We start from the raw sequence: 20,472 nt of genomic DNA, 5'->3' as shown, positions 1-20,472 counted from the left end.
TTATATAAGCCACAACTTCTATGACAGCCACTTCTCCCAGGTCGCGCGGTGCGTGTCCAGCCACCGTTTCGCCGCCCGATCCGGCGACAGCTGGTTCACGGTCAGATCGCGCGCGACCGCGTTCTGGTCGGCGTTGGTCCAGGTGAAGTTCTTGATCAGCGTCGCGGCGGGGCTGCCGGAGTCGACGAACGTCGCGCGCCCGATCTTGTCCAGGTCGTACGGCTGGTAATCGCAGGCGACCGTCTTCGGGTTCGCGTCGCAGCCCGGTCGGTAGACCGGGAGCCGGATGCGCTTCAGCGGGATCTCCGACAGCAGCCACTGCGGCTCGTAGAAATAGCCGATCAGCGGCGTCCGGTTGGCCTCCGCGGCGCGGAACGCCGCGATCAGCTTGTCCTCGCTGCCGGCGTAGACGACGGTGAAGTCGAGGCGAAGGTTGGCGATGAGCGCGGCGTCGTTCGTGACGAACGACGGGTCGCCGTCGAGGAACTGTCCCTTCCCGTTCGACGCGGCGGTGGCGAACTGGGCGGCGTACTTGTTCAGGTTCCGCCAGTTCGTGATGTCCGGGTACTTCTGCGCCATCCACGGCGGCACGTACCACCCGATGACGCCCTTGTTACCGGTCAGCCCGAGCTCCACCGCGACCTTCCGGTCGTCGATGTACTTCTTCTTCTGCTCGTCGTGGCCCCAGTTCTCCAGGATGACGTCGACGCTGCCCGCGGCCATCCCCTCCCAGGAAGCGTCCTCGGTGAGCTGCTTCTCGACCACCGTGCAGCCGAGTTCACGCTCGAGCAGGTAGCTCACGACCGCGACGTTCGCCGCGTAGCCCACCCAGGGGTTCACCGCGATCGTCACCGTCGAGCACTCGGCCTCGGGTACGCCGGGTGGCGCGGTGATCGCCGCGTCCGACCCACCGCAGGCGGTGAGCACCAGGACGCTCATCAGGGCCACCGTCGTGCGCCACCTCACCATGTCTCCTGCCTCATTCCCGGGGCGACCGCCCGATCCGTGTTCAGGCGCCGGGCGAGGACCTCCTCGGTCAGCGCGACCAGGACGTCCTTGACCGACTCCCGCTGGCGTGCGTCGCATTCCACGAGCCGCACCCCGGGTTCGACGCCGAGCGCCTCGCGCACCTCGTCCAGCGCGAACCGTTGACCGGGCTCGAACACGTTGACGCCGATGACGAACGGGAGGTCCCGCTCTTCGAAGTAGTCGATCGTGCGGAAACAGTCCTCGACGCGGCGGGTGTCCACCAGCACGACCGCGCCGAGCGCCCCGTCGACCAGGTCGTCCCAGAGGAACGCGAACCGGTCCTGGCCCGGGGTGCCGAACAGGTAGAGCAGCAGCGCGTCGTCGAGCGTGATCCGCCCGAAGTCCAGCGCGACGGTGGTCGTGGTCTTCCCGGTGACCGCCGACGTGTCGTCGATCCCGATCGACCGGTCGGTCATCTCCGCCTCGGTGATCAGCGGCTCGATCTCCGAGATCGCGCTGACGAACGTCGTCTTGCCGACGCCGAAACCGCCGCCGACGACGACCTTGACAGCGATCGGTGGAACCACCGGTTCGTTAGAGCGCCCGAACACGATCCCGGATCCTTTCGATCAGTGCGGGGGTGAATGCGCCGACCGGCGCGTCGGTCCGGAGGTGCCCCGCGCCGAGGAGGTCGGAGACGAGGATCCGGACGACGGCCAGCGGTGCCCGCAGCGCCGCCGAGAGGTCCGCCATCGACTTCGGGGCCTGGCAGAGTTCGACGATCCGCCGCGACTCGAATCGCAGCGGCGCGGCGAGCGCCGACGGCGTCGTCTGCAGCTGTGTCTCGATCCGCAGTCCGTCGCGGAGCGGAACGGTCCGCCCGCCGGTGAGCACGAACGGACGGACGACTGGGTCCTCGTCCGCTGGGGTCGCCGCTCCGGGCCGTCCGGCGGGTGGGCCGAGCCGCCCCGGGAACGACGTCATCTCGGTAGGTGTTGCCGGGACTCAGCGATCAGCGCCGGGGTGAGCAGGTCACCGAACCGCTCGGCCAGCAGGGAGATCTCGTATCCGACGAGGCCCAGGTCGCTCTCCCCGTCGGCGACCACACCGAGGCAGCTCCCGCCCGCCATGACCGAGACCAGGAGGAAACCCCGCCGCATCTCGATCATGATCAGCTTGAGGCCGTCGAAGTCGTACCGGCGGGACGCGCTCCGGGCGATGCTCGCCAGGCTGGAGACGATCGCCGCCAACTGGTCCGCGTCGGCCCGGCCGAGCCCGTCGGAGCCCGCGATGAGCAGCCCGTCCGACGACACCGCCACCGCGTCGCGGACGCCGTCGGTCTGGTGGACGAAGTTGCCGAGCAGCCAGTTGAACTGGTGCCGATCGGCCGGGCTGTCGACTCTCGGAGAGCTCACGGATGCTTCTTTCGTTGTGGCACGGTGGCGCTGGTTCCGGTCGTGCCGCGCTGGACCCCGTCGCGGAACGCCGCCAGCCGGGCACGCAGCGCCTCCGGCGACTCGTTGAGCAGCGCGGGCCGCTCCTGCACCGGCGCGGACACGGCCGGACGTACTCCGGCGACCGCCGTGCGCTGACTGCGCGGTGGGCGCTTGCGCAGGCCGTTCCGGGTGCGCTGGGCGGGCGCGGACGGGTTGTCGTCGGCGGGGTCGCGGGCGAGCACGACGGACTCGACGGTCGCCGGAAGGTCGGCGGGCTCGGCGATCTCGGAGGGCGGGGCCGACGGGGCGGACGGGGCTGACGGGGCGGGCGGGGCTGACGGGGCGGACGGGGCTGACGGGGCGGATGGGGACGCCGGCGCGGACGGATCCGCCGTCGCCCACCACCGTCCGGTGCCAGCCGGAACCGACGCGGTCAGTGCGCGCGGCTCGACCGGGACCGGAGCGCGCCCCGGCAACTCGGCCGTGATCCGCTCCACCGGGGCCGGATCGGACAACATGCTCGCCGGCAGCGTGATCCGGGCGGTCACGCCGGTCACCGGCGACGGTGCGAGCTCCACGCCGACGCCCATCCCGACGGCGAGCCGGCCGACGACGTAGTGCCCGAGGAACCGGGCCGGTGCGGTCAGGAAGTCACCCTCGCCGCGCACCCGCTCGTTGGCCCGCCGCAGGTCGGCGGCGCTCAGCCCGACGCCCTGGTCGACCACCGCGATCAGGTAGCCGGATCCGATCCGGCGGCCGTGGATCTCGACGTCGACGTCGGGCGGGGAGAAGGCCAGCCCGTTCTCGATCAGCTCGGCGAGCAGGTGGGCGACCCCGCTGACCATCGAGCCCGCCACCCGCACGTCGTCCACGCGGCGCAGCGCGACCCGGCGGTACTCCTCCACCTCGGACACGGCGCCCCGGATGACGTCGGTGACCGGCAACGGGTCCGACCACTGCCGTGGGCTCGCGGCGCCGACCAGCACCAGCAGGCTCTCCGCGTTGCGTCGCATCCGGGTGGCCAGGTGGTCGAGCTCGAACAGGTTGGCCAGCCCGGTCGGGTCGGACTCCTCCCGCTCCAGCCGGGTGATGAACCCGAGCTGGCGGCGCAGCAGGTTCTGGTTGCGCCGACCGAGGTTCGCCAGCGACTCCGCGCCGCTGCGGCGCAGACGCGCCTGCTCGGTGGCGAGCGTGTACGCGGTGGCCTGCACCCGGTCGAACGCGTCGGCGACCAGCCGCACCTCGTCGCCGGCGCCGCGGGACACCCGGACCGGTGGCGGCGAGGTGGCCTCGTCGCCGGAGGTCGCGCGCCGGACGGCCTCCGGGAGCTGGACACCGGCCACGCGGTTGGCCTCCGCGGCGAGCGCGGCGAGCGGCCGTGCGATCGACCGGGACGCGCGGACGGCGAGGACGATCGAGCCGACGAGACTCAGCAGCACCGCGGCGAGCAACAGGGCCGTGCGGACGGTCGCCTGGTGCTGGAGGCTTTCCGCCCGCGCCTGGATGACCGATCCGACGTGCTGTTGCAGCTGGAGCATGTCGTCCAGCACCGTCGTGAGTGCGGACCACCACGACTGCGGGTTGACCTGGAGATACCGCCCGTCGCCCGCGCCGAGCGCGACCTTCTCGAAGTACGCCGCCTCGCGTGCGGCCCCGGTGTCGAGGAGGTAGGCGAGCGCCGTACGGGCGGTGCCGTCGGCGTGACGGCTGAACGCGGCCGCCGCGGTGTCCTTCGCGGACCGCATCGTGACGAACTGGAGGAACTCGTCGCCGCGGAAGCCGCTGGCGGAGAAGACGCCGTTGAGGAACGCCCGCTCCTGCGCGGTGGCCTCGGTGACGGCGCCGAGCGCGTCCAGGGCCGCGACGTGGCGCCGCAGGGCCGCGTCGCCGGAGCTGTCCAGACCGGTGTCGACGTCGGTGAGCACGCCGATGCGCGCGGTGAAGTACGCGAACGTGGGCGCCCGCGCGGCGGATCCGGCGTCGGCACCGGCCCGCACGCCGGCGAGGCCGTCGAGTTCCCGCACGGCGGCTGCAACGCGCTCCTCCCCGGCTCCGCCGCCGGTGACCAACTTCTCCACCGCATCCCGCTGGTCGTCCACGCGTTCCCGGGCCGGAGGCAGCTCGGCCCGGAAGCCGGCGTTCCCGCCGAGCAGCCCGGCGGTGATCCCGCGTTCGTTCTGCAGTTCGCGGATCAGGTCCTGCACCGCGAGTTCGAGGCCGACCGCGCGCGCAGTCTCGGCCGCCGAGCGGTAGTTGGCGACCTGCACGACCGCGATCACCGCCAGGAGGACGACGGTGGCGGCCACCGGCAGCGCGAGCGTGCGGATGATGCGGCGCCCGATCGACCCGCCGGAACGGCGTCCGCCCGGACGCGGTGCCACGGACACTCCGATCAGCTCCTTCGTGGACCGGCGGCCGGAGGCGCTCCGCCGTTCCCCCCGATACTGGTGAGCCGACACGGGAGTGGTGATACTGCCGCGTATTCAAAGAGCACTTGCCTGAATACACGAGGTATTCGTTTGGGTCAGAACGTCACGGTGACGTCGAGACCGCCCTCCGAGCGAGGGCGAACGCTCAGCACGGCCCGGTGCGCATCGGCGATCGCCCGGACGATCGCGAGGCCGAGGCCGTGCCCGCCGCCATGCCGGACCCGGGCACCCTCGAGCTGCTGGAACGGTTCGAGCAGCCGGGCGACGTCCGCCTCCGAGATCACCGGGCCGGTGTTCCGGACGGTCAGCCGGGCCCGTCCGTCGACGGTGCCGGTCGTCACCTCGACCCAACCGGCGGGGACCCAACCCTCGGGGACGTTGTGTCGCACCGCGTTGTCCACCAGGTTGGCGACCAGACTCTCGACCAGGTGTGGGTCGCCGGTGGTCGGCGCCGGCCGCGCGTCCACCCGCACGCCCTCACCGACGCCGCGGCCGTGAACCACGTCGTCGACGATCGTGGCGACGTCGAGCGGCTCCCGGTGTTCGATTCCGGACTCGCTACCGGCCAGCGTGAGCAGCGCGTCGATCAGCCGCTCCTGCTGCGCCCCCAGCGTGAGCACCTCGCGGCACGCGGCCCGCAGGTCGTCGGCGGTGGCGTCCGGGTCGGCGAGCGCCACCTGCAGCAGCGTGCGCTCCGCCGTCAGCGGTGTACGGAGTTCGTGCGACGCGTTCGCGACGAACCGCCGCTGCGCCTCGAACGACGCCTCCAGCCGCGTGAACAGGTCGTCGAGCACCTCGGCGAGCTGGCGGAACTCGTCGTCCCGCCGGTTGACGCCCAGCCGGCGGTGCAGGTTCGATGCGGAGATCTCCCGGGCCGTCGCGGTGATCGTCCGCAGCGGACGGAGCAGCCGCCCGGCGATCAGCCAGCCGAGCACGATCGCGACCAGCACGGTGAGCGCCAGCCCCACCAGGGACGACACCACGAGGTCCTGCCGCGCGCCGGCCTCGGCCGCCGGCTGCCCGACGCCGTCCGACGCCGGTACCTGGCCGGGAACGGGCGACGACTCACTCACCTGCAGCAGCGGGACGCCGAGCAGAGCCGCGCCGCAGGCCACGAACGCGCCGGAGTAGAGCAGCGTCAACTGCCCACGGAGCGTCACGCGTTTGGCCCCTTCACGGTTGGCCCCTTCACAGTTGGCCCAGTCGGTAGCCGCCGCCGCGGACCGTGTGCACGACCGGCGGATCGCCGAGCTTCGTCCGAAGTCGTCTGATCGTGGTCTTCACGGCGGTCGTGAACGGGTCGGCGGCCTCGTCCCAGACGTGTTCGAGCAGCTCCTCGGGGGAGATCACCCGGCCCGGCGACGCGAGCAGGTACTCCAGCACGGCGAACTCCTTCGGGCTGAGATCCAGCCGCCGTCCGGCGCGGGTCGCCACCCGGCGGTTGGGGTCGAGCGTGAGGTCGCCGCTCTCCAGCGTCGGTGGCAGCGCGGGCCCCGGACGCCGGGCGAGCGCGCGAACGCGGGCGACCAGTTCCGCGAAGTCGAACGGCTTCGGCAGGTAGTCGTCGGCGCCCAGCCCGAGGCCGTCCACCCGCTGGCGGACGGTGCTCGCGGCGGTGAGCATCAGGACCCGGCAGGCGGGGTGGTCGGCGACGATCCGGCGGCACACCTCGTCGCCGTGGACGCCCGGCAGGTCCCGGTCGAGCACCGCCACGTCGTACGGCGTGATCGCGAGCCGTTCGAGTGCGGTGGCTCCGTCCAGGACGACGTCGACCGCCATTCCTTCCCGCCGCAGCCCGGTTCCCAGCGTCCGCGCCAAGATCTCGAAGTCCTCCACGACCAGCACTCTCACCGGCCCCACGATGCCAGGCCCCGGGTGTCAATTCGGTGTCCGCGGCGCCAACGTGACACCGACGGTGTCGGAAGCGGACCTCAGCCGACGCAGACCTGACACCGGGCTGACACCGCTCGGCGCGTAGACCAATCGGCGTTGCCGAGGCAGAGGGAGAACAGCATGAGCATCGTCGTCGACGGGCTCCGCAAGCGGTTCGGATCGACGGTCGCCCTGGACGGGATGGCGTTCACCGTGCGGCCCGGCGTGGTCACCGGATTCGTCGGGCCGAACGGCGCCGGCAAATCCACCACGATGCGGGTGATCCTCGGGCTGGACGCCACCGAGGCGGGTACCGCGCTGGTGGACGGGCAGCCGTACCGGACGCTGCGGCGTCCGCTGCGCCACCTCGGCTCGCTGCTGGACGCCGCCGCGCTGCAGCCGAGCCGGACGGCCCGCAACCACCTGCTCTGGCTCGCGCACTCGCAGGGCCTGCACGGCCGGCGGGTGGACGAGGTCCTGGCGCTCACCGGCCTGACGTCGGTGGCGCGACGCCGCGCAGGCGGGTACTCGCTGGGCATGCGACAGCGGCTCGGCATCGCCGCGGCGATGCTCGGCGACCCGCCGACCGTGATGCTGGACGAGCCGTTCAACGGCATGGACCCGGACGGCATCATCTGGATGCGCGGGTTCCTCCGGTCACTGGCCGTGGACGGCCGAGCCGTGCTGGTCTCGAGTCACCTGATGGGCGAGTTGCAGGACACCGCGCACCACCTGGTGGTGGTCGGCCGCGGCCGGGTCCTCGCCGACGCCCCGGTACCCGATCTGGTGGCCGGTCACTCGTCGCTGGAGCAGGCCTACCTGGACCTGACCCGGAGCGCGGTCGAGTTCCACACCTCCTCGGAGGACGCCCGATGACCGGGCAGCTCGGGCGCCTGCTCCGCGCCGAGTGGACGAAGTTCCGGACCGTGCGAGGCTGGGTCCTCGCGACGATCGGCGCCGCCGTGCTGATCGTCGGGATCGGGGTGCTCCCGGGCATGCAGGGTACGTGCGGCGACGACTGCGGGCTGCCGATCGGCCCGGAGGGGCAGGAGGTCAGCGACAGCTTCCGGTTCGTCCATCGGACGCTCACCGGAGACGGGACGATCACCGCCCGGATCACCTCGCTGACCGGCTCGACGATGGCCGGTGGTCCGCCCGAGCCCGGCTTGGTGCCGTGGGCGAAGGTCGGGCTGATGCTCAAGGACGGCACCTCGCCCGGGTCCTCGTACGCCGCGGTGATGCTCACCGGCGGCCACGGCGTCCGCCTGCAGTACGACTACGTGCACGACGTCGCGGGCCCGGCCGTGGACAGCGCACCGCGGTGGCTGCGGCTGACGCGGTCCGGCGACACGGTCACCGCGGCCGAGTCGACGGACGGCACCGGCTGGCGGACGGTGGGCCGGGTGACCGTGCGGCACCTGCCGGATACCGTGGAGGCGGGCCTGTTCGCGACGTCCCCGCAGTACTCCGAGGTGTCGGACACGTCGTTCGGGACGATCGGTGCGACCGGCGGTCCGAGCACCGCGACCGCGGAGTTCGACTCCGTCCGACTGGACGGCACCGCGGGCCGCTCGTGGCGCAGTGACCACGTGGGCGGACCGGATCGGACCGGCGACTCCCCCACGGCCGACTCCCCCGTCGCCGGTTCGTCCCAGGAGCACGCCCCCGGACCGCCCCAGCCCGAGTCCGGCTCGACGGAGGAGAACGGGGTCTTCACGCTGACCGGGTCCGGTGACGTCGCACCGGCCGTCTCCGGAGCGAACGGCCTGGGCACGAGCGTCAGCCAGACGCTCGTCGGGACGTTCGCCGGGCTGATCCTGTTCGTCGTCGTCGCCACGCTCTTCGTCACCGTCGAGTACCGGCGCGGGCTGATCGGCACCACGCTCACCGCCGGTCCCGCGCGCGGGTGGATGCTCGCGGCGAAGGCGGTGGTGCTCGCGGCGGTCACGGCGGTCACCGGCGCCATCGCCGCGGCGGTCGTCGTGACGCTGGGGCAGCGGGTGCTGCGCGCCAACGGCGTGTACGTCAACGCGGTGTCGACCGCCACCGAGGTCCGGATCGTGCTCGGTACCGCGGCGCTGCTCGCGGCCTGCGCGGTGCTGGCGCTGGCGCTGGGGACCGTGATCCGGCGTAGCGCGGCGGCGCTCACCACCGTGCTCGCCGTGACCGTGCTGCCGTACCTGCTGGCGCTGAGCGTGTTACCGAACGGCGTGGGCGACTGGGTGCTGCGGCTCACGCCAGCCGCCGCGTTCGCCGTGCAGCAGAGCGCGGTCGAGTACGCCCAGGTCGACAACCTCTACATCCCTTCGCTCGGGTACTTCCCGCTGCCGCCCGCCGGTGGGCTGGCCGTACTGCTGGCCTGGACCGCGGCCGCGTTCGCGCTCGCGGTCGTCGTCCTGCGCCGCCGGGACGTCTGATGCGGCCCCGGCTTTCCGACGCCCTGCGGGGCGAGTGGACCAAGTTGCGGACGTCGCCCGGCGCCGCGTGGTCGGTGCTCGCGATCGCGGTGGCCACTGCCGGGCTGAGCGCGCTGGCGGTGGGTTCGGTGACCTGCCCCTGTGCCACCGACACGATGAAGCTGACGCTGAGCGGCGTCCAGCTCGGCCAGGCGGTGGCCGCGGTGTTCGCGGTCGTGTTGCTCGGCGGCGAGTACGGCACCGGGATGATCACGGTGACGCTCGCCGCACTGCCGGACCGGGTCTCGGTGCTGGCCGCGAAGGCGACGCTGGTACTGGGTCTGGTTGGGGGCGCGGGGGCGGTCGGCGTCGGCGCCGCCTGGCTGATCGGGCGGGCCGTGCTCGGGGACGACCTCGGCCCCGGTGCGGTGCTGCGCCCGGTGGTGGGTTCGGTGCTCTACCTGATGCTGGTCGCGCTGCTGGGGCTCGGCGCGGCGGCGGTGGCGCGGGCGTCGGCGGCGGCGATCGGCGTCGTGCTCGGGCTGCTCTACATCGGTCCGATCGTCACGGCGATGGTGAGCGATCCGGACTGGCAGCGGCACCTGCGGCAGGTCTTGCCCGCGGACGCGGGGCTGGCCGTGCAGGCGACGATCAACCTCGACGACCTGCCGGTCGAGCCGTGGCACGGGCTAGGGGTGCTCGCGCTCTGGACGGTGGGCACGCTCCTCCTCGGCGCGTTCCTGCTCCACCGCCGCGACGCCTGAGACCGGGCACGCACGAATTGACGCCAAATCCNGTTACGCCGAATCCGTCCCCACGGCGCCCGTGGAGACGGATTCGGCGTCAATCGGCGGGGCCGACCGGGCGGGACGGCTGTCCGCCCGCTCAGTGGGCGACGGCGGGAACCAAGTCGGGGGCGGGTGCGGTGTCGGGCACGGCGTCCGGCGAGACCCGGCGCCGGAAGAGGAGCGCGGCGAGCACCGCTCCGGTCGCGAAGAACCCGGCGCCCCACCAGTACGCGGTCGCATAACTCTGCACCGCGGCCTCCGCCGCCACCGCGTCGGTGACCGGCCCGTGCGCGACCAGGTAGTTCGCCGCGGTGGTGGCGGCGAGCGTGTTCAGCAGCGCGGTGCCGATCGACCCGCCGACCTGCTGACTGGTGTTGACCAGCGCGGACGCCACCCCGGCGAACTGTCGGTCGATGCCGAGCGTCGCCGACTGCATCGCGGCGGGCATCGTCGTCCCCATGCCGAAGCCGAGCAGCGTCAGCGGCACGAGCAGGTCCGACACGTACGTCGAGTGCAGACCGAGGCGAGTCAGCGCGACCATCGCGATCGCACCCAGCCCGAGCCCGATCGGCACCATCACCTTCGGCCCCAGCCGGGGCACCAGGAGGTTCGTCGAGAGCTGCGCGGCCACCGCCAGCGCGATCACCATCGGCAGGAACGCCAGGCCGGTGCGGATCGGCGAGTAACCGAGCGTGCCCTGGAGGTAGTACGTGACGAACAGGAACACACCGAACATGCCGGTCGCCGCGATGAGCACCGCGAGGTACGCGGCTCCCCGGTCACGGTGCAGCAGGATGCCGAGCGGGAGCAGCGGGTGCGCGGCCCGGCGCTGCCACGCCAGGAAGCCGACCAGCAGCAGCACGCCGGCGGTCAGCATCCCCCAGGTCCGGACGGAGCCCCAGCCGTCGGTCTCGGCGTTGGAGAACCCGTAGACGATCGCGAACAAGGCCGCCGAGACCAGCACGGTTCCGGGCACGTCGAGCCGTGGGCGCGGTCCGATGCGGGCCGGCGACGCGACGAAGAGCAGCGTGCCGACGAGGGCCACGGCGGCGATCACGACGTTGATGTAGAGCGTCCAGCGCCAGCTGAGCGTCTCGGTGAGGGCGCCGCCGAGGAGCAGGCCGATCGCGCCGCCGGCCGCGGCGACCGCGCCGAAGACGCCGAACGCGCGGGCCCGCTCGCGCGGAGCGGTGAACGTGGTGGTGAGGACCGCGAGGGCGGTGGGCGCGAGCAGCGCACCGAACACGCCTTGCAGCGCGCGGGCGCCGACCAGCGCGCCGAAGCTCTGGGCCGCACCGCCGAGCGCCGAGGCGGCGGCGAACCCGACGAGCGCGATGAGGAACGTGCGCTTACGGCCGATCAGATCGGAGAGGCGGCCGCCGAGCAGCAGGAGGCTGCCGAACGCGAGCGAGTAGGCGGTGATGATCCACTGCCGGTCCCCGTTGGAGAACCCGAGATCGGCCTGGGTCGCGGGCAGCGCGATGTTCACGACGGTGGCGTCGAGCACCACCATCAGCTGGGCCAGGCCCACGGTGACCAGCGCCCACCAGCGCCGGGAGGAAGCCGCGTCGGTCGGCGGCGAGATAGTTGCCGAAGTCATGCAACGACCATATACGGAACTGGCGAGTTTCGAAACTGGTTAGTTCCGGAACTGGTGAGTATCATGAGCGGACTACGCATGAGAGGAGCCGGCCCCGATGACGTCCGCCGTTCCCGTGGTCAAGCCGGGCCGCAAGCGCGACCACAGCCGCGACCCCGAGATCCTCGACGCGGCGCTGGACGTCCTCGCCGAGACCGGCTACGACGGCATGACGCTCGACCAGGTCGCGGGCCGCGCCAAGGCCGGTAAGGCGACGCTCTACCGCCGCTGGCCGTCCAAGGCCGAGCTGGTCATCGACGCGATCGCCTGCATGAAGAAGGAGGATCTCCGGCCGGAGGCGCTCCCCGACACCGGCACGCTGCGTGGCGACCTGCTGGCGATGATCAAGCCACCGACGATCCAGGACGCGAAGCGCAAGCTCCAGATCATGACCGGCGTGGTCTCGATGCTCTCCAAGCATCCCGAGCTCGGCGACGCGCTCCGGGCGGCGATGATCGAGCCACGCGCCGCCGCGAACCGGTTCCTGCTCCGCCGTGCGATCGAGCGCGGCGAGATCCGCCCCGACTGCGACGTCGATTTCCTGGCGCTGCTCAGCCCGTCGATGACGGTCTACCGCACGCTGATCCAGCAGCGACCGGTCGACCAGGCGTTCCTCGTCTCGATCATCGACGAGATCCTGCTGCCCGCGGTCCGGCGCACCGACTCCTAGCCTGGTCGGAGGGGGTGAGGATGGAATACCCACTCCCTCGCCGCCGCTTCCTCGCCCTGGTCGGGTCCGCCGGGGCGGGTTTCCTGGGTCCCTCGCTGGTGACCGCCGACGGACGGCACCTCCGGGTGTCGTCGGCCCGGGCGGAGCGGCTCCCGTCCGGGATGTTCACGCTCGGGGTGGCGTCCGGCGATCCGTTACCCGACGGCGTCGTGCTCTGGACCCGGCTGGCTCCCCGCCCCACGGACGGCGGCGGCATGCCCGCCGCACCGGTCGAGGTCCGGTGGGAGATCGCGACCGACGAACGCTTCCGCACGGTCGTGCGGACCGGTACCGCGGTCGCACACCCCGCCGCTGCGCACACGCTCCATGTGGACGCCCGGGGACTGCGCCCCGCTGCCGACTACTTCTACCGCTTCCGGGTCGGGAACCAGACGTCCCCGATCGGCCGCACCCGCACCGCCCCCGCGCCGGACGCCCACCCCCGCCGACTGCGGTTCGCCACCGCGTCGTGCCAGAACTGGCAGGACGGCTACTACACCGCCTATCGCTCGCTCGCGACCGAGGAGCTGGACTTCCTGCTGTTCCTCGGCGACTACATCTACGAGGCCGCGCCGTGGCCAGGAACGCTCCGCGCGCACACCGGCCCCGGCCAGCCGTACACGCTCGAGGACTACCGCAACCGGCACGCCCAGTACCGCACCGACCCCGACCTCGCCCGGATGCACGCCGCCGCACCCTGGATCGTCTCCCTCGACGACCACGACGTCGACGACAACTGGACCGGCGACGCGCCCGCCGACCCCGGGCAGCGGGAACCCGTCCGTTTCCCGGCCCGCAAGGCCGCGGCCCTGCGCGCGTTCGCCGAGCACCTTCCGATGCGGGTCGGCCCGGGGCACCGCCTCTACCGTCGGCTCCGGTTCGGCGACCTGGCCACGCTGCACGTCCTCGACACCCGTCAATACCGCTCGCCACACCCCCGCACGGTCGAGGAGGCGGAAGAACCCTGGCGGACGATGACCGGGCTCACCCAGGAACGCTGGCTGGTCGACGGGTTGGCCGGTGCCGGGAGCCGGTGGAACCTGCTGGCGAACCAGGTGCTGTGGGCGTCCGCCGACAGCCGGGCCGGGCCGGGCGAGCGGTACAGCTTCGACAGCTGGGACGGGTACCGGGTACAGCGGCGGCGGCTGCTCGAGTACCTGGGCAGCGGCGCGGCGCGCAACCCCGTCGTCCTCACCGGGGACACGCATGCGACCTGGGTCAACGACCTGAAGCCGGACGCGCGGACCGACGGCTCCCCGGTGGTCGGCGCCGAGCTCGCCGGTACCTCGATCACCTCCGGCGGCGACCCGGACGTGGAGGGGTTCCGCCGCGAGCACGACTCGCTGCGCGCCGAGAACCCGCACTGCAAGTACCTCGACAACCGGCGCGGCTACCTGCTCGGCGAGCTGTCCGCCACCGCGTTGCAGGTCCGGCTGCGCGTCGTCGACACGGTGCTCGACCCGGCGGGCGGCGCGGTGCGGACGGGCGCCCGCTTCGTGGTGCAGAGCGACCGGCCCGGCGCCGCGCTGGACGGCCCACCCGATCTGACCGGCGCACCGGGCGGCGCGGCCCCACCGATCGGACCGCGCCGGTGACGTCCCCCGAACTGCCGCGCTACGGCGGTGACGCGACCAGGGCGGCGTCCGCGGGGATGGTGACGCGTACCCGGGTGCCGGCGGGCGAGCTGTCCACGCCCGCCCAGCCGGACAGCGCGCGGGCCCGGCGCTCGATACCGGCCAGCCCGCCGCCCGGCTTGGCCACGGCGCCGCCGGGTCCGTCGTCGGCCACCGAACCGCTCAGCCAGCCGTCGGCGAGCAGCACTTCCACGCGTACGGCCGCGTCCGGTGCGTACTTCGCGACGTTCGTCAGGCCCTCGCAGAGGGCGAAGTAGAGCGTCGCCTCGACCGCGGCCGGGAACCGCCCGGGACAGACCACTTGCTGCACCGGCAGCCGGAGCCGCGCGGCGACCGCCTCCAGCGCCGGGCCGAGACCGCGCTCCCGCAGCGTGGCCGGCAGGAGCCCGTGCGCGAGCTGCTCCAGATCCCCGACCGTCGCCAGCACCTCGTCCCGGCACTCACCGGCGACGACCCCCGCGACCGGGTCGGTCGTGTGCGCGGCCAGCCCGTCGAGCTGCCGCGCGAGATCACCCAGACGGCGCTGCGCCCCCTCACGGAGCTCCTGCTCCAGCCGGGACCGCTCGGCGAGCTCCTTCTCCTCCAGCCGGTACTGGGCGGCCAGCACTTGGGCGAGGTTCGCGCTTGCCGCCGCCTGGAGCTGGGCGGTGAGCAGGGCCTGCCCGCCGGCGCGCAGGACGGCGTCCACCAGGACCGGGCGACGCCGCAGCGAGGCGTCGACGTCGACGATCGCCAGCGGGTGCTGCTCCCCGGCGATCGGGATCCGCCAGCGGTGGTCGTCCGGGTCGGCGCCGCCGGACGCGTCGTCCGGTGCCGTCGGCAGGGTCGGCGCTGCCGGCCGGCCGGCCGGGTCCACCCACCCGCGCTCGGTCGGTGCCCAGAAGTACAGCCGGAGGGTCCCGTCGCGCAGCGCGTCGGCGAGCGCGACCCGCACGGTCGCCACCGACGTGCCCGACGAGGTGATCCGGACGACGCGGTGCGGCGCGCTCAGCTCCCACCACCGGTCACGCAGTGCCCCGGACACCAGCGCGACCGAGACGACCAGCGCGATCACGCCCTGGTTGAAGTAGAACGCCTGGAGCTCGGCGACGTTCGTCCACGCCTCCGGCTGCACTACGGCCTGGATCGACGAGATCAACCCCAGCGCGGCGGCCGCGAGCAGGACCGGGATCGCGATCCGGCGGTCGAGCGTGGACAGCCACCGGACCCGGCGCCAGAGCAGCCCGGCGAACCAGGCCGCGAGCAGGACCTGCGCGACGGCCTGGACCCGGATGCCGATCTCGAACGCGGTCCGGTTCGGCGCCACGTGCAGCCAGGAGACGCCGGTGCGCACGCCGAGCCACTCCGGTGCGGTGACGGACTGGAGTGCGATCTCCCCACCGACCAGCGTCAGGACGGCGGCGATCACCCAGGCCCGATCGCGCCCTCCGACGATGCGCCCCTCCGGGTAGGACAGGATCGCGGTGCCGACGAGCGCGAAGAACCCGAACTGAGCGAGGAACGAGAGCATCGGGCCGGGGCCGCTGTCCCAGGAGATCATCCAGGCGAACGGCCAGCAGAACCCGCCCGCGAGCAGGAGCCGGCCGGTGAGCCGACGCCGCGCGCCGCCGGTCGCGAGCAGCGCACCGGCCGCAGCGAACCCGGCGCAGGCGAGGCCGGCCACCGCACCGTGGACCAGGTGGGTGCGCCAGTACGGGAAGCCGATCAGGACGACCAGCGTTCCGGCTGCGACCGCGCAGAGGACGACCCGCGCGGTCTGGTGCCGGAGGACCGGAACGGTGCTCGGCAGGGAGAGCCAGTGGCCCGACATCGATGGTCGCGTCTCTTCGCCGGTCGTGGGGGTTACCGGCGCATGGTACGGATCCCCGCCGCCCCGCGCTGGCCCCTCTTCGGGGGCGCACTACTTCGACGCGCAGGCGCGGGCCGGCTCGCTCCGGTTGAACCGGCTGCACGGGAGGTATCCGAACTTGTCGGTGAGGATCGCCCGTGCCTCGTCGGTGGCGACGAACGCGAGGAAGTCCTTGAGCGCGGTGCCCGACGGCGGCTCGCCGAACGTGTAGAGGTTCTCGACCGCCCAGAACGGATACGCCTCCGACGCGACGTCCTCCTCGGACGGGCCGTACCCGTCGAGCCGGATCACCTCCACGTCCGGATACCGGGCCGCGGCGCGGACGTCCGCGTAGCCGATCGCGCCGTCCAGCGCGTCGACGACGTCCAGTACTGCCTCGGTCGTCTGCCGCACGCAGTGGACGACGTCGGACTTCGGGCGCGGATCCAACCCGGTGCAGTCGGACGACGTCTGCGGCGCGGCCGCCGGACGCCCCCCGAGCACGGTCCGTTCGAACCGGTCCCGGGTACCGGAGCCCGGATGCCGACTGATCAGCTTCACCTCCTGGTCGGCGCCGTCCACCGCCTCGAACGTGGACGCTCGGCCGTCCCAGAGCCGCCGCACCTCCGCGCGGGAGAGACCGCCGTCGGGAATCGCGCCCCGGTGGGCGACGATGCCGAAGATGCCGATCCCGAGCGTGTGCCGGGCCAGCACCCGGCCGGGGTCCTCCGCGGCGCCGTCGTACATGACCAGCCGGGTGCGCTGGATCTCCTGGTTGGTAGCGCTGGTGCCGAGCCGGACCAGCGTGTCGAGCGCGGTCCGACTCCCGGACTCGCTGATCACGATCTGCGGCACGGCGTCCGGATCGGTGTCCCGGCACCGCTTCTCGAACTCGGCGGCGAGGGTTTCGATCGCGGGGCGGAGTGCGGTGGAGCCGCTGATCGAGACGGTGCCGGCGTGGCAGCCGATCGTCGCGACGGTGCGGGGCTTCGAATCGGACGGCACGATGATCAGGCCGAGCAGCAGACCGAGCAGCGCGAGCGTCGCACCGCCGAGCGCGAGGCCCCGGCGACTCCGCCGGACCCGCTTGTCCTCCTCGATCAGTCGTGCGTCCCGACGGTCCCAGGAGCCGGTGACCCTGTCGTGGCGGCCGTTGAGCAGCACGGTGAGTTTGAAGCGGTCACCGTGGCGCATCTCGACCGGCGGCAGGGGTAATTCGGTCTGGCCCGTGGCGGCGGCTGCTTCGAGGTCGTCGGCCTTCCCGGCGAACAGCGTGCGCGGCGCGGTCTCGGCCACGACCGCGTGGATGACCCGACGCGTGCCGAATCCGAACACCAGCGGCGGGTCGAAGTCCCTGGCGGACAACGATCCACCGGTGTTCTCGACCCGGATCACCACGACTTGGGGATCTCGGACGACTTCATTCTTGTGCTTCAGTTCCAGGTCGTTGGCGAACGGCTGACCCTCCGGCCGAGTGAGCGATTCATTCCAGTGCACCCGATAGTTCAGGCGTTTCCGGTTCCGGCTGCTGACCCGTTCGAACAGCCAGCCGGCCGCGGTGACCAGCGTCGCTATCGTCGTGAGAAACGTCAGAATCGTGTCGGCATTGTCGCCGATGTCGCTGAGCATCGTGTGGTCGGCCGCTCTCCAGCCCGCACGGAAATAACGATGAATGCAGCGTACACAATGGCCGCGAGCGGCATTCCACAAAGGGCCAGACGCTATTCGCGTCTATTGTTCGCCGATAGTTCCCCGACCGTTGGTGCCAGGTTCGGTGGGCGACCGCCCGGCGCGGCACGGGAGAACGCGAAACCCTTGAGATGTACATACGGTCGGACGTATGGTTTCTTGCGTGAACACCGACACCCTCCCGGAAGACGCCGATCCCTTCTGCCTGTCCCCCGACGCCGCGTCCGGCCTGCTCGCGTCCGCACCGTGGCGGCGGTACGCGTCGATCGGCGACAGCCTCTCCGCCGGAACCGGCGACGCCAGCCCGGGCTACCGTGACGGCGGCTGGCCCGATCGGCTCGCCGCTCACCTGCGGAGCGTCCGGCCCGAGCTCGCCTACCTGAACACGGCGGTCGTCGGCGCGACGACCGAAGACACGCTCCGCACCCAGCTGGACCGGGCGCTGGCGTTCGAGCCCGACCTCCTGCACCTGCCGTGCGGAGCCAACGACCTGCTCCGGAGGACACCCGACTTCGACGCGATCGCCCGCTCGCTGCGCGTTCTCTACGACCGGGCCGCGACGACCGGCGCGACGCTCACCACGTTCACGCTCTCGTCGGCCTACGTGGTCCCGGTGTTCCCGGACTGGTGCGACCGGATCCAGCGGCTGAACGCCCTCGTCCGGGCGATCGCCGCGGCGTACGACGCCGTCCTCGTCGACATGGAGGACCACCCGGTCAAGTTCCGGGACGATCTGCTCAGCGCCGACCGCATCCACTTCGCCGGCGTCGGGCAGGCGGTGCTCGCCAGCGAGATGGTGCGGGCGCTCGCTCGTCGCCTGACCCAGTGACCCTACGATCGTCCGTATGGCGGTAACCACGGACAAACGCCTGCTCCGCGGGGCGCGGACCCGGCAGGCAGTCCTCCGGCGCGCCGTGGACGTCGCCTCGCTCGACGGCCTCGACGGCCTGAGCTTCGGACGGCTGGCCGAGGACACCGGGATGAGCAAGGCCGGTGTCCAGACGCTGTTCCGGACGAAGGAGGCGCTCCAGCTGGCCACCGTGGACACCGCGCGGGACCTCTTCGTCGACGCGGTGGTCCGGCCGGCCGCGGCAGCGCCGCACGGGCGGGCGCGCCTGCTCGCGCTGGTGGACCACTGGATCACCTACGCGGAGGCACCGCTGTTCGCCGGCGGCTGCTTCCGCGTCGCGAACCTGGCGACGTTCGACAGCCACCCGGGTCCGGTGCACGACGCGCTCGCCCGGGACCAGCGGGACTGGACCGAGTTGCTGGCGAAGCAGTTCCGCACGGCCGTCGCGGCCGGCGAGATCGCCGCGGTGGACGCCGAACACGCCGCGTTCGGCCTGGACGCACTGCTGTGCGCGACGAACACCGCACTGCGCTTCGGCGACCAGCGGGCCGTTGCCCGCCTGCGCGACCTGGCCGGGCCGCTGCTGTCGGCAACCCGGTAGAGGCCCGTGCCGCTGTCCTTTCCGCTGCCCCGGCGCCGCTTCCTCGCCACCGGGCTGCTCGTGCCCGTCCTGGTGGGCGCGGACGGCCGGGGCGGCCGGGTGCGGTCGGCCAGCCCGGACCGCCTCCCGCCCGACGTCTTCACGCTCGGCGTGGCGTCCGGCGACCCGCTGCCCGACGGCGTCGTGCTCTGGACCCGGCTGGCGCCGCGTCCGCTCGAGGGCGGTGGCATGCCGGCCAGGCCGGTCGAGGTCGGGTGGGAGGTCTCCACCGACGAACGGTTCCGGACGATCGTCCGCTGCGGAACCGCGGTCGCCCGCCCGTCCGCCGCGCACACCGTCCACGTCGACGCCCGCGGCCTGCGCCCCGCCGCCGACTACTTCTACCGGTTCACCGCCGGGCGTCAGACGTCCCCGATCGGCCGCACCCGCACCGCCCCCGCGCCCGACGCCCACCCGCGCCGCCTGCGGTTCGCCACCGCGTCCTGCCAGAACTGGCAGGACGGCTTCTACACGGCGTACCGGGCGATGGCCGAGGAAGACGTGGACTTCGTCGCGTTCCTCGGCGACTACCTCTACGAGGCCACACCCGGCCCCACCCGGCTCCGCAACCACGTCGGGGCTGGCCAGCCGTACACGCTCGAGGACTACCGCAACCGGCACGCCCAGTACCGCACCGACCCCGACCTCGCCCGGATGCACGCCGCCGCACCCTGGATCGTCTCCCTCGACGACCACGACGTCGACGACAACTGGACCGGCGCGTTCCCGGCCGATCCATCGGCGCGGGAGCCGGTGCCGTTCGCCGCGCGCAAGGCCGCCGCGCTGCGCGCGTTCGCCGAGCACCTCCCGATGCGCGTGGGTCCGGGGCTCCGCCTCTACCGGCGGCTACGGTTCGGCCACCTCGCGACGCTGCACGTCCTCGACACCCGTCAGTACCGGTCGCGGCACCCCCGGACGCTCACCCAGGCCAACGAACCCTGGCGGACGATGACCGGCCGCCCGCAGGAGCGCTGGCTGGTCGAGGGGCTGGTCCGCGCCCGGAGCGGATGGAACCTGCTGGCGAACCAGGTCATGTGGGCCTCGGTCGACCGGCAGCGCGGTCGCGGTCAACGCTTCGGGTTCGACGGCTGGGACGGCTACCGCGCGCAGCGCCACCGGCTGCTGGAGTTCCTCGCGACCGGCGTCGCCCGCAACCCGGTCGTCCTCACCGGCGACCAGCACGCCACCTGGGCGTGCGATCTCAAGCCGGACTTCGACGCGGACGACTCCCCGGTCGTCGCCGCCGAGCTGATCGGCACGTCGATCACGTCCGGCGGCGACGCGGACGTCGTCGGATTCCGCCAAGCGCTCGACCCGCTGCGGACGGAGAACCCGCACTGGAAGTACCTGGACAACCGGCGCGGTTACCTGGTCGGCGAGCTGACGCCGGAGCAGCTCCAGGCGCGGTTGCGGGTGGTCGGAACGGTTCGCAGCGCCGGCCCGACGACGGTCCGTACGGCGGCCCGCTTCGTCGTCGAGTACGGACGACCGGGCGTCATCGTGGACGACGCGGACGATCCGCTCGGCTGAGCGTCGGCGCGCCCCGTTGAGTGAGCTGCAGATCACTGGTGGTAGTGGCATGCTGACTGTGTT

The 20,472-nt window shown here is 72.6% G+C and carries 17 protein-coding genes and 1 pseudogene; 8 read left to right on the top strand and 10 right to left on the bottom strand.

Annotation, left to right across the window (positions count from 1 at the left end; translation table 11 throughout):
• Positions 1-18: 18 nt before the first annotated feature.
• The 7 genes from ABEB28_RS27360 to ABEB28_RS27330 form a co-directional block, all read right to left on the bottom strand.
• Complete coding sequence (locus ABEB28_RS27360) at positions 19-969, bottom strand: ABC transporter substrate-binding protein (RefSeq protein WP_376980536.1); 951 nt, start codon at positions 967-969, stop codon at positions 19-21.
• On the bottom strand, positions 963-1,580 hold the full coding sequence (locus ABEB28_RS27355) for a GTP-binding protein (protein ID WP_345731094.1): 618 nt from the start codon (positions 1,578-1,580) through the stop codon (positions 963-965). The genes ABEB28_RS27360 and ABEB28_RS27355 overlap by 7 nt, the downstream gene beginning before the upstream one ends.
• Positions 1,564-1,953: a DUF742 domain-containing protein gene (locus ABEB28_RS27350; RefSeq protein WP_345731093.1), complete on the bottom strand. Its 390-nt coding sequence runs from the start codon at positions 1,951-1,953 to the stop codon at positions 1,564-1,566. Before ABEB28_RS27350 ends, ABEB28_RS27355 begins: the two co-directional genes overlap by 17 nt.
• A complete protein-coding gene (locus tag ABEB28_RS27345) occupies positions 1,950-2,384 on the bottom strand; it encodes a roadblock/LC7 domain-containing protein (protein WP_345731092.1) in 435 nt (144 codons plus the stop codon). Before ABEB28_RS27345 ends, ABEB28_RS27350 begins: the two co-directional genes overlap by 4 nt.
• Positions 2,381-4,792: a sensor histidine kinase gene (locus ABEB28_RS27340; protein ID WP_345731091.1), complete on the bottom strand. Its 2,412-nt coding sequence runs from the start codon at positions 4,790-4,792 to the stop codon at positions 2,381-2,383. Before ABEB28_RS27340 ends, ABEB28_RS27345 begins: the two co-directional genes overlap by 4 nt.
• 137 nt (positions 4,793-4,929) lie before the next feature.
• Positions 4,930-5,994 carry a sensor histidine kinase gene (locus tag ABEB28_RS27335; protein ID WP_345731090.1) on the bottom strand — a complete coding sequence of 355 codons (1,065 nt, stop codon included), beginning with the start codon at positions 5,992-5,994 and terminating at the stop codon, positions 4,930-4,932.
• A 28-nt stretch (positions 5,995-6,022) separates the two neighbouring features.
• Positions 6,023-6,685, bottom strand: a complete 663-nt coding sequence (locus ABEB28_RS27330; RefSeq protein WP_345731089.1) for a response regulator transcription factor — start codon at positions 6,683-6,685, stop codon at positions 6,023-6,025.
• A 162-nt stretch (positions 6,686-6,847) separates the two neighbouring features.
• On the opposite strand from ABEB28_RS27330, the pseudogene ABEB28_RS27325 reads away from it, so the two are divergent.
• From ABEB28_RS27325 to ABEB28_RS27315, 3 genes and pseudogenes are all read left to right on the top strand, one after another.
• A pseudogene (locus ABEB28_RS27325) lies at positions 6,848-7,507 on the top strand (ABC transporter ATP-binding protein); the annotation flags it as partial.
• Positions 7,508-7,578: 71 nt separating this feature from the next.
• Complete coding sequence (locus ABEB28_RS27320; RefSeq protein ID WP_345731087.1) at positions 7,579-9,123, top strand: ABC transporter permease subunit; 1,545 nt, start codon at positions 7,579-7,581, stop codon at positions 9,121-9,123.
• A complete protein-coding gene (locus ABEB28_RS27315; RefSeq protein WP_345731086.1) occupies positions 9,123-9,866 on the top strand; it encodes an ABC transporter permease in 744 nt (247 codons plus the stop codon). The genes ABEB28_RS27320 and ABEB28_RS27315 overlap by 1 nt, the downstream gene beginning before the upstream one ends.
• Before the next feature lie 121 nt (positions 9,867-9,987).
• Here ABEB28_RS27315 and ABEB28_RS27310 read toward each other — a convergent pair whose 3' ends face one another.
• Positions 9,988-11,490 carry an MFS transporter gene (locus ABEB28_RS27310; protein ID WP_345731085.1) on the bottom strand — a complete coding sequence of 501 codons (1,503 nt, stop codon included), beginning with the start codon at positions 11,488-11,490 and terminating at the stop codon, positions 9,988-9,990.
• Positions 11,491-11,587: 97 nt separating this feature from the next.
• Between ABEB28_RS27310 and ABEB28_RS27305 the strand changes: the two genes are divergently transcribed.
• On the top strand, positions 11,588-12,199 hold the full coding sequence (locus tag ABEB28_RS27305; protein WP_345731084.1) for a TetR/AcrR family transcriptional regulator: 612 nt from the start codon (positions 11,588-11,590) through the stop codon (positions 12,197-12,199).
• Positions 12,200-12,219: 20 nt separating this feature from the next.
• Positions 12,220-13,833 (top strand): alkaline phosphatase D family protein, encoded by a 1,614-nt coding sequence (locus ABEB28_RS27300; RefSeq protein ID WP_345731083.1) that lies wholly within the window; start codon positions 12,220-12,222, stop codon positions 13,831-13,833.
• 19 nt (positions 13,834-13,852) lie between these two features.
• On the opposite strand, the gene ABEB28_RS27295 is transcribed toward ABEB28_RS27300, so the two are convergent.
• Both ABEB28_RS27295 and ABEB28_RS27290 read right to left on the bottom strand, forming a co-directional pair.
• Positions 13,853-15,682: a sensor histidine kinase gene (locus tag ABEB28_RS27295; RefSeq protein ID WP_345731082.1), complete on the bottom strand. Its 1,830-nt coding sequence runs from the start codon at positions 15,680-15,682 to the stop codon at positions 13,853-13,855.
• Between the two features lie 90 nt (positions 15,683-15,772).
• Positions 15,773-17,329, bottom strand: coding sequence for a PstS family phosphate ABC transporter substrate-binding protein (locus ABEB28_RS27290; protein ID WP_345731081.1), 1,557 nt, complete (start codon positions 17,327-17,329; stop codon positions 15,773-15,775).
• Between the two features lie 223 nt (positions 17,330-17,552).
• Here ABEB28_RS27290 and ABEB28_RS27285 point away from each other — a divergent pair, with 223 nt between their 5' ends.
• Genes ABEB28_RS27285 through ABEB28_RS27275 form a run of 3 tightly spaced genes read left to right on the top strand, consistent with a single transcriptional unit; the run spans position 17,553 to position 20,409 of the window.
• Positions 17,553-18,218, top strand: coding sequence for an SGNH/GDSL hydrolase family protein (locus ABEB28_RS27285; RefSeq protein WP_345731080.1), 666 nt, complete (start codon positions 17,553-17,555; stop codon positions 18,216-18,218).
• Positions 18,219-18,234: 16 nt separating this feature from the next.
• Positions 18,235-18,840: a TetR/AcrR family transcriptional regulator gene (locus ABEB28_RS27280; RefSeq protein WP_345731079.1), complete on the top strand. Its 606-nt coding sequence runs from the start codon at positions 18,235-18,237 to the stop codon at positions 18,838-18,840.
• A gap of 6 nt (positions 18,841-18,846) precedes the next feature.
• Positions 18,847-20,409, top strand: a complete 1,563-nt coding sequence (locus ABEB28_RS27275) for an alkaline phosphatase D family protein (RefSeq protein ID WP_345731078.1) — start codon at positions 18,847-18,849, stop codon at positions 20,407-20,409.
• Positions 20,410-20,472 lie beyond the last annotated feature (63 nt).

The sequence above is a fragment of the Cryptosporangium minutisporangium genome (assembly GCF_039536245.1).
GTDB classification, from domain to species: Bacteria; Actinomycetota; Actinomycetes; order Mycobacteriales; family Cryptosporangiaceae; genus Cryptosporangium; species Cryptosporangium minutisporangium.
This window is presented reverse-complemented; position numbering and strand designations above follow the sequence as displayed.